Origin of the sequence: Halomonas sp. 25-S5 (assembly GCF_029889845.1) — a bacterium.
In the GTDB taxonomy this organism is placed as follows: domain Bacteria; phylum Pseudomonadota; class Gammaproteobacteria; order Pseudomonadales; family Halomonadaceae; genus Halomonas.
Map to the genome: position 1 here is coordinate 79,961 of NZ_JARANV010000018.1, position 8,430 is coordinate 88,390.

At 69.2% G+C, this 8,430-nt stretch carries 8 protein-coding genes; 3 read left to right on the forward strand and 5 right to left on the reverse strand.

Features of this window, described 5'->3' with window-relative positions; genetic code table 11:
- Positions 1-2: 2 nt before the first annotated feature.
- The 5 genes from mrdA to OP498_RS13290 all read right to left on the reverse strand — a co-directional run bounded on the left by mrdA (position 3) and on the right by OP498_RS13290 (position 4,972).
- Entirely contained in the window at positions 3-1,910 is a 1,908-nt protein-coding gene (gene mrdA, locus OP498_RS13270; RefSeq protein WP_280548612.1) for a penicillin-binding protein 2, read from the reverse strand.
- Between the two features lie 142 nt (positions 1,911-2,052).
- Positions 2,053-2,520 carry a 23S rRNA (pseudouridine(1915)-N(3))-methyltransferase RlmH gene (rlmH, locus tag OP498_RS13275; RefSeq protein WP_280548614.1) on the reverse strand — a complete coding sequence of 156 codons (468 nt, stop codon included), beginning with the start codon at positions 2,518-2,520 and terminating at the stop codon, positions 2,053-2,055.
- The gene (gene rsfS, locus OP498_RS13280; RefSeq protein WP_280548616.1) at positions 2,517-2,885 is read right to left on the reverse strand and encodes a ribosome silencing factor; all 369 of its coding nucleotides are present in this window, start codon (positions 2,883-2,885) and stop codon (positions 2,517-2,519) included. The genes rlmH and rsfS overlap by 4 nt, the downstream gene beginning before the upstream one ends.
- Before the next feature lie 90 nt (positions 2,886-2,975).
- Positions 2,976-3,605 (reverse strand): nicotinate-nucleotide adenylyltransferase, encoded by a 630-nt coding sequence (gene nadD, locus OP498_RS13285; protein ID WP_280548666.1) that lies wholly within the window; start codon positions 3,603-3,605, stop codon positions 2,976-2,978.
- Positions 3,606-3,664: 59 nt separating this feature from the next.
- Positions 3,665-4,972 (reverse strand): glutamate-5-semialdehyde dehydrogenase, encoded by a 1,308-nt coding sequence (locus tag OP498_RS13290; protein ID WP_280553838.1) that lies wholly within the window; start codon positions 4,970-4,972, stop codon positions 3,665-3,667.
- Positions 4,973-5,069: 97 nt separating this feature from the next.
- Here OP498_RS13290 and OP498_RS13295 point away from each other — a divergent pair, with 97 nt between their 5' ends.
- From OP498_RS13295 to OP498_RS13305, 3 genes are read left to right on the forward strand one after another with little or no spacing between them, the layout of a single operon-like run.
- A complete protein-coding gene (locus tag OP498_RS13295) occupies positions 5,070-5,939 on the forward strand; it encodes a hypothetical protein (protein ID WP_280548620.1) in 870 nt (289 codons plus the stop codon).
- Positions 5,932-6,867 carry a diguanylate cyclase gene (locus OP498_RS13300; protein WP_280548622.1) on the forward strand — a complete coding sequence of 312 codons (936 nt, stop codon included), beginning with the start codon at positions 5,932-5,934 and terminating at the stop codon, positions 6,865-6,867. Before OP498_RS13295 ends, OP498_RS13300 begins: the two co-directional genes overlap by 8 nt.
- A gap of 31 nt (positions 6,868-6,898) precedes the next feature.
- Entirely contained in the window at positions 6,899-8,302 is a 1,404-nt protein-coding gene (locus tag OP498_RS13305; RefSeq protein ID WP_280553839.1) for a bifunctional DedA family/phosphatase PAP2 family protein, read from the forward strand.
- Positions 8,303-8,430 lie beyond the last annotated feature (128 nt).

Genomic DNA, 8,430 nt, shown 5'->3' on the forward strand with positions numbered 1-8,430 from the left:
CGTCAGTTCCCCGTCACCCGGCCGTCCTCACGCTCGAGCACCTCGCGCACCTCCTCGGTATCCGGGGCCTCGTCCTCGAGCAACCAGGCATCGGTCATCGCCTTGGCCAGGTGGGCGGCGTGGGTGCTGCCCCCACCGGCATTCTCGACGATCACCGCCACGGCGATCCGGGGGTCCTCCACCGGCGCGAAGGCCGTGAACAGGGCATGGTCGCGCAGCCGCTCCTTGAGTTCGTCGGCATTGTATTTTTCGTTCTGGCCCAGGGAAAACACCTGGGCGGTGCCGGACTTGCCGGCCATCCGATAGTCGAGATCCCGGCCGATCCGCCGCGCGGTGCCCTCGCGTCCGGATACCACCTTCTCCATGCCGGAGAACACCCGATCCCACCACCCCTCGGTGCTGAGCATGATATCGGGCGGGGTGTCCGGCAGTGCGACGGGCACCTGTTCCTCGCCGATCCGCTGGGCCAGGCGTGGCTTGACCCACTGGCCACGGTTGGCCAGCACCGCTGTGGCAGTCGCCAACTGCAGCGGCGTCACCTGCAAGTACCCCTGGCCAATGCCCACGGAGAGCGTCTCGCCGGGGTACCAGGGCTGATTGAAACGCCCTCGCTTCCAGTCCCGGGAGGGCATCAGGGCGTCGCTCTCGCCGTAGATGTCGTGAGCGACCCGCTCGCCGAAGCCGAAGGCCGTCATGTTCTCGTGTATGCGGTCGATGCCCAGGTCATGGGCCAGGGAATAGAAGTAGGTGTTGTTGGAAACCGCGAGGGCCCGTTCGAGATCGACTCGACCATGCCCCCAGCGCAACCAGTTGCGGTAGCGCCGCGAATCATTGGGCAACTGGTAGTAGCCCGGATCGTAGATCACCTTGCCCGGCGTGATGGTTCCTTCCTTGAGGGCGCTGATGGCCATGAACGGCTTGATCGTCGAGCCTGGCGGATAGTGACCGCGGATGGCCCGGTTGTAGAGCGGCAAGTCGAGGTTCTCCCGGAGGGCTCGATAGGAGGCGACATCGATGCCAGTGACGAACTGGTTGCTGTCGAACCCCGGCACCGATGCCAGGGCGAGAATCTCGCCGGTAGCCGGGGCGATCGCCACAATGGCACCGCGACGGCCGTCGAGCAGCTCCACGGCAAGCTTCTGCAGCTCGCTGTCCAGCGTCAGGGTCAGGTCCTTGCCCGGCACCGGGTCGGTGTGACCGAGCTCGCGCAGCACCCGGCCGCGGGCATTGGTCTCCACCTTGCGCAGCCCCGCCTGGCCATGCAGTTCGTCCTCGTAGAAGCGTTCCACCCCCGTCTTGCCGATGAAATGGGTGCCGGCATAGTTGCCCGTATCCAGGCCCGCGAGTTCTTCGGCGTTGATCCGCCCCACATAGCCCAGCGCATGCACCATGGTCTCGGCATCGGGGTAGTAGCGCAACAGCTGGGCCTCCACCTCGACACCGGGCAGGCGATGACGGTTGACCGCCAGCCGGGCGATCTGGTCCTCGTCGAGGTCGCTCATCAGCAACGCCGGCTGGAAGGGACGCTGGCGCTGGCGGGAACGCACCCGGAAGGCCTCAACCTCTTCCTCGGGGATCCCCAGCAAGTCGACCAGTAGCGACAGGGTGGCATCGAGGTCTTCGACCCGTTCTCGCACCAGGGTGAGGTTGTAGGTGGGACGGTTCTCGGCCAGCAGCACGCCGTTGCGATCGTAGATAAGCCCGCGGGTGGGCGGCAGCGGCTCCACCCGGACGCGGTTCTTCTCGGAGCGCGTGCTGTAGACCTCATGCTGCACCACCTGCAGATAGAACAGCCGCCCGCCCAGCAGCCCGGTCAAGCACACCACCAGCAGCACGGCCAGCAGCGAGCGCATGCGGAAGACACGCAGCTCCTGTTCCGGGTTCTTCAGGGTATCGCGGCGCCGACGCATGCTCAGTGATGACCTCGGAGTGGTGGAGAAGAGCCTTCAGCGGTCATGGAGAAAAGCAGCCTTCAGCGGTCATGGAGAAAAGCAGCCTTCAGCGGTCATGGATCGGAACAGCCTTCAGCGGTAACAGCGCAGAATGCAGGCTTCAGCGATGATAGGGATGGCCGACCAGCAGGGTCCAGGCACGATACAGCTGCTCGGCGAGGAGGATGCGCACCAGCGGATGAGGCAGCGTCAACGGCGACAGCGACCAGCGCTGATCGGCACTCGCCGAGAGCGACGGCTCCAGGCCATCGGGACCACCCACCAGCAGCGCCACGTCACGCCCCTCGAGGCGCCAGCTGTCGGCCTCGCGGGCCAGTTGTTCGGTGCTCCAGGCCTTGCCCCCTACCTCCAGGGCGACGAGATGTTCCCCGCCCTTGAGGCGACCCCGGATGCGCTCGGCCTCCCGGGCCATGGCTCGCGCCACATCGGCATGCTTGCCGCGCTGCCCCGGCGCGATCTCTTCCACCTCCAGGGCGAAGTCCCTGGGCAGGCGCTTGCGATACTCCTCGACACCGCGCGACACCCAATCGGGCATGCGCGTGCCCACCGCCAGCAGGCGGACCCTCATGAACTGTATACCCCTTCCTCGAGCCGGGATTCCGACTCGCTGGGCAGGTCGGCCCAGAGTCGTTCCAGGTCATAGAGCTGCCGTGTCTCGGGGAGCATCACATGCACCACCAGGTTACCCAGGTCGACCAACACCCAGTCGGCGCCGTTATCGCCCTCGACACCCAGCGGCGGAATGCCCTGCTCCTTGGCGGCTTGGACGACGTTGTCGGCCAGCGCCGCCACATGGCGGCTGGAAGTGCCGCTGGCTACCACCATCAGGTCGGTGACGCTGGTCAGTCGTGAGACATCCAGGACGGCGATGTCCTGGGCCTTGAGATCCTCCAGTGCGTCGATTACCAGAGTCTTGAGTGCGTCGATATGCATAGTCCTTCGTGTCAGCCCTTCGTGTCAGACCTTCGTCAGCAGGAAACCCTAACTCCCATTGTACCGACTTGACGCCCGACTGGGCAGCACTCAGCCATGCCGATAGAGTCCCCGCGACAGGATATGTGCTTCCACCGCCTCCGGCAGCAGGTAGCGCACGCTACGGCCCGCCGTCAGGCGCCGACGCACCTCGGTGGCCGAGATCGCCATGCGCGAGGGCAGCCTCAGGCGCAACAGCCGCCCGGCGGGCCGGGCCATCAGCGCCTCGCCCTCCTCGACCTCGCGCCCCGCCAGCAGCTCGACCAGCGCCTTGGGCAGCGCCGCCTGGTGGTCCGGTCGATCGATCACCACCACATGGGCCAGCTCGAAGAGTCGCTCTGGCTCGTGCCAGTCGGCCAGCCGCAGGAAGGCATCGTGACCCAGCGCCATCACCAGTCGCGCATCAGCGCCCAGTTCCCGGCGCAGTGAGGCGAGGGTGTCGGCACTGTAGGAGGGCCCGTCACGCTCGAGCTCCCGGGAGTCGGCGACCAGGCCCGGCGTGTCGCCGATCCCCAGACGCAACAGGGCGAGACGGTCGGCGGGCGAGACTCGGGGCTCGCCGCGCAGCGGCGGCATGGCGGCGGGCACCAGGTGCACGCGGTCCAGCGCCAGCGCCTCGCGAAGCTCCACTGCGCTGCGCAGGTGCCCCAGGTGCACCGGATCGAAGGTGCCACCGAGCATGGCGAGCCGGGGCGGTGATGGCGGGTCGCGGTCGGCCCTGACGGGCAGGCCCGGTTGGCTCACCGGCGCACCTGGCCGTCGCCGAGCACCACGTACTTGCGGGTGGTCAGCCCCTCGAGCCCCACGGGCCCACGGGCATGCAGGCGATCGGTGGAGATGCCGATCTCGGCGCCCAGCCCGTACTCGAAGCCGTCGGCGAAGCGGGTCGAGGCGTTGACCATCACCGAGCTGGAGTCCACCTCGGCGAGGAAGCGTCGCGCCAGGCCATAATGCTCGGTGACGATGGCGTCGGTGTGCCGTGATCCATAGCGCTCGATATGGGCCATCGCGGCATCGATGCCATCGACCACGCGGATGGCCAACACCGGGGCCAGGTACTCCGCCTGCCAATCTGCCTCGCTGGCCTCGGCGATGCCGCCCAGTATCGCCCGGGTCCGCTCGCAGCCGCGCAGCTCGACGCCATGCTCGGCGTAGGCGGCGGCGAGCCGCGGCAGGAGGGTCTCGGCCACCGGCGCATCGACCAGCAGGGTCTCCATGGTGTTGCAAGTGCCATAGCGGTGGGTCTTGGCATTGACCGCGATAGCCAGCGCCTTGTCGAGGTCGGCGCTGGCATCGATGTAGACGTGGCAGACGCCGTCGAGGTGCTTGATCACCGGCACCCGCGCCTCCCGGGTGATGCGCTCGATCAATGACTTGCCGCCACGTGGGATGATCACGTCGACGTAGTCCGGCATACTGATCAGGCGGCCCACGGCGGCCCGGTCGGTGGTCGCCACCACCTGCACGGCCCCTTCGGGAAGGCCGGCCCGGGCCAGCCCGGCGCGGATGCAGGCGGCGATGGCGGCATTGGAGTCACGGGCCTCGGACCCGCCGCGCAATATGGCCGCGTTACCGGACTTGAGACACAGGCTCGCCGCCTCCAGGGTGACGTTGGGGCGCGACTCGTAGATGATGCCGATCACCCCGAGCGGCACGCGCATCTGGCCCACCTGAATGCCGCTGGGCCGCGAGCGCAGGCCGTCGATCTCGCCTACCGGGTCCGGCAGGGCAGCGACCTGGGCGAGCCCGTCGATCATGGCATCGAGGCGCGTGTCGTCCAGCGCCAACCGATCGAGCAGGGCCGCCTCCAGGCCGTTCTCGCGCCCCCGGGCCAGGTCGCGGGCGTTGGCGGCCAGCACCTCGCCGCGGGCCTTCTCGAGATACTCGGCCATGGCCAGCAGGGCGGCGTTCTTGGCCGCGGTGTCGACGCGGCGCATCCGGGTGGCCGCCTCGCGGGCGCCCTGCCCCAGGCGCTGCATGTAGGCGTCGATATCGCCGATATCGGGGGTCGCGGGGTCATGGTCCGAGTGGGAGGCTTGAGCTGTCATGCCGTTGCGTGTCTCCTGGGGCCGGCAACGCCGCGACAAGGGCAGTGCCGGCGTTATACAGTGCCGTAAACCGGGAAGAGAATCATACTAAGCCACCATGCAGACCAAGTACAAAGTCGGACTGCTGCGCGGCAACCTGCTGGTCGCGGCATTGCTGCTGGCCCTGATGGCCATCGCCACGACCACCCTGACCGAGGCCCTGCTGCTGTGGCTGGCCGCGACCTGGCTGGCCGTCACCGCGCTGTCGCTCGCCTTCAACCATCGCCGCCCCGCCACGGTGCCTTGGCAGCTGCTGCCCGGCCTGCTGCTGGCCGCCCTGCTGTGGGTGGACCCCGAGCGGCACATCACCTGGCTGTGGGCCTGGGCGGTGCTGCTGATGCTTCCCCAACCCCGCTGGATCCTGCTGCTCGAGACCCTGCTGGCGCTCGCCACCTGGTGGCCACTGCGCGAACTGCTGGGGCTCGAGCAGTGGGCCTTGGCCGGCCTGCTGCTCGCGGCCCTGATGCTGCTGGGGCTGTCCAGGGCCCTTGACCTTCGCGCGCTGCGCCAGAGCTCCCTGCGCCGGGCCCGCCTGGTCCCCGGCCTGCCGCTCTGGCCCGGTGCCAGGCTGGCCCAGGACCTCGCCCTCGAGCGGGTCCGCAGCCTTCGCGAGGGGGTGCATGCCGAGCTGCTGCTGCTGCACACCCCGCGACACCGCTGCTGGTCACTGGCCCACCGGCTGTGCCGACTGACCCACAGCTACGAGCCCTGTTACCGCCTCGACCCGCGGACCCTGGCCGTGATCCTGACCAGCCGCAACCGTCGCGAGGCCGAGGAGCGTCGCGAGACACTGTGGCGTCACCTCGAGGCCAGGGGTCCGGGCAGGGCGATCGCCCTGCCCGGCCTGGCATCGCTGGAAGACGAGCGACAGGCCCTGGCCCGACAGGCACCTGGGCTCCAGATCAGCGAGGAACCGGCCGATGCCTGAACGTCGAGTCTGGTTCCTGCGGCTGTTCGCGGCCTGGTACGCCAGCGGCGCGCTGCTGCTGCTGGGCATGGCCCTGTGGCTCTACCTGATGGGCGAGTACGCGCGCCTCCCGCTCCCCGCCGCCCTCTTCCTGCTGATGCTGGTGGCCACCCTGCTGAGCGTGACGCGCGAGGATCACTCGCGCCTGGCCGCCTACCTGGTGCTGATCTGCGGTTACCTGCTGATCGCCGTCGAACTGCCTCGACAGTCGGGACTGCCGTCGCTCTGGGTGGGGTTGCCGCCGGTCCTCACCCTGCTGTTGCTGCCGTTGGGCCCAGCCATGCTGCTCAACGTGGCGCTGACGCCGGTCTGGCTGGCCTTGCTTGGTAGTGGCGAGCTCGATCGGGACATGCTGCTGGGCTACCTGACGCTGGTGGTCGTGGCGGCCCTGGTGCCCTGGGAGCAGGTCCGCCAGCACGCCCTGCTGAGGGCCACCGACCCGCGCGACCCCGAATGCTCGGCGGTAGAACGCCAGACGCTGCATGAGCGACTGGCCAGCGAGGCCGAACGCGCCTCACTGCTCGGGCAGCCGCTGGCCGTGGTGCTGATTCACCTGCCCCAGCTGGAGATGGCGGGCGAGCAGTTCGGCCCGCGGGCGCGACAGGCCCTGCTGGACTGTCTCTGCCAGGCCGTCGCCAGCCGCTGCCGCGACCATGACATCCTGGGCCGGGAGGGCCCGGCGGATTTCTGGCTGGTGCTGCCGGACACCTCCGAGAGCGGCGCCCTACTGGTGCAGCAACGACTCGGCCAGGCCTTCGAGCAGGCCACCCTGATGGAGACCGGCCCGATGGAGGCGCGAGTGCGCCTCTGTCGGCCGCGCCCGGGGGAGTCCTGGCAACGGCTCGAGCAGCGCCTGCAGGCCGTCAGCCAGTCGCTGGCCGATGGCTGAGCCAACGCACGACACGGCAACGGAGCGTCCCTTGAGCATTACCGATACCCTCTTCCAGCTGGCACCCCCGCCGGGGCTGCTGCTGCTGATCATCGCTGCCATCGCCCTGGTGGAATCCCTGGCGCTGGTCGGGCTGCTGGTGCCGGGCGTAGTGCTGATGACCGCCGCCGCGTCACTTGCCGGACACCAGAGCCTGACCGTGGGCCCGGTACTCGGCGCGGCCTTCCTCGGCGCGGTGGCTGGCGACGGCCTGAGCTTCCTGCTCGGCTACACTCAGCGCGAGCGAGTGACCGCCCTGTGGCCGCTGTCACGACATCCCGAGTGGCTGGCGCGGGGCGCCCGCTTCTTCCAGCGCCACGGCCCGCTGTCGGTGTTCCTGGGACGCTTCGTGGGCCCGGTGAGGCCCGTGGTGCCGCTGATCGCCGGCATGCTGAGGATGTCACCCCGCACCTTCACCTGGGCCAACCTGGGCTCGGCACTTCTCTGGGCACCGGCCTATGTGCTGCCGGGCTACCTGCTGGGACGGACCTGGCAGCAGCTGCTGGACCTGCCCGAGGGGCTCAAGCCCTGGCTGGTCGCTCTGGGCCTGCTGGTGGTCCTCCTCGCCGTGGCATTCTCCTGGTGCCGCCACCTGGTGACCCACGATGGGCTCGTCTACCGCGGCCTCGCCTGGCTGTCGCGGCGAACGCCCCTGGGCCGGCGCTTCTGGCGGCTGCTCTCCCCGTCCCATGAGGAGGAGCCTCCCCTGGCCTCCTGGCTGCTACTGATCCTCTCGCTGGCGGCCCTGTCAGCCTGGACCCTGGTGGTGATCCATCATGATGGCCCGCTGGCCATGGACCTGCGTCTCGCGGGGCTGCTGGAGAGACTCGCGCTGCCGGGCCTGGCCGCCTTCGGCTCAGTGATGGCCGAGGCCGGCGACCTGCTGGGCGTGCTCGCCCTGACCCTGCCCTGGGCGGCCTGGCTGCTCTGGCGACGACACCTGCCGGCCTTCTGGCACATCGCCGGCGGGCTCGCCGGCATCGCGCTGCTCAACACCCTGCTCAAGGCGACCATCGGGCGGGCGCGGCCGCACACGCCGGCCCACCTGGCCGACTCGCTTTCCTACCCCAGCGCCCACACCTCAACCGCCGTGGTGCTGTTCGGCATGGCCGCGGCCTTCGCCACCCGGGAGCTGCCCCACGGCAGGCGCTTCCTAGCCTACTGGGCCGCCATTGCCGTGATCCTGCCGATGGCCCTGTCACGCCTGGTGATCGGGGTGCATTGGCTCAGCGACCTGATCGGCGGCGCCCTGCTCGGCCTGGTGGTCTGCGCCCTGGTGCAGCTGGCCTGGCAGCGATATCCCCGCCAGCGCCTCGGCCCCTGCCCCTGGCACCTGCTAGGTGTCGCCTCGTTGGTGCTGGTCGCGGCCCGGATCGCCTGGCTGCCGCCGGCGTAAGCCGTAAGCCGTAAGCCGTAAGCCGTAAGCCGTAAGCTGGAAGCCGTAAGCCGTAAGCCGTAAGCCGTAAGCCGTAAGCCGTACGCCGTAAGCCGTAAGCCGTAAGCCGTAGGCCGGGGGCGGGGGGG

What these genes read in the sequence shown, in the direction of transcription:
- mrdA (WP_280548612.1), bottom strand. Translation starts at nt 1,910, where the DNA reads ATGCGTCGGCGCCGCGATACCCTGAAGAACCCGGAACAGGAGCTGCGT.
- rlmH (WP_280548614.1), bottom strand. Translation starts at nt 2,520, where the DNA reads ATGAGGGTCCGCCTGCTGGCGGTGGGCACGCGCATGCCCGATTGGGTG.
- rsfS (WP_280548616.1), bottom strand. Translation starts at nt 2,885, where the DNA reads ATGCATATCGACGCACTCAAGACTCTGGTAATCGACGCACTGGAGGAT.
- nadD (WP_280548666.1), bottom strand. Translation starts at nt 3,605, where the DNA reads ATGCTCGGTGGCACCTTCGATCCGGTGCACCTGGGGCACCTGCGCAGC.
- OP498_RS13290 (WP_280553838.1), bottom strand. Translation starts at nt 4,972, where the DNA reads ATGACAGCTCAAGCCTCCCACTCGGACCATGACCCCGCGACCCCCGAT.
- OP498_RS13295 (WP_280548620.1), top strand. Translation starts at nt 5,070, where the DNA reads ATGCAGACCAAGTACAAAGTCGGACTGCTGCGCGGCAACCTGCTGGTC.
- OP498_RS13300 (WP_280548622.1), top strand. Translation starts at nt 5,932, where the DNA reads ATGCCTGAACGTCGAGTCTGGTTCCTGCGGCTGTTCGCGGCCTGGTAC.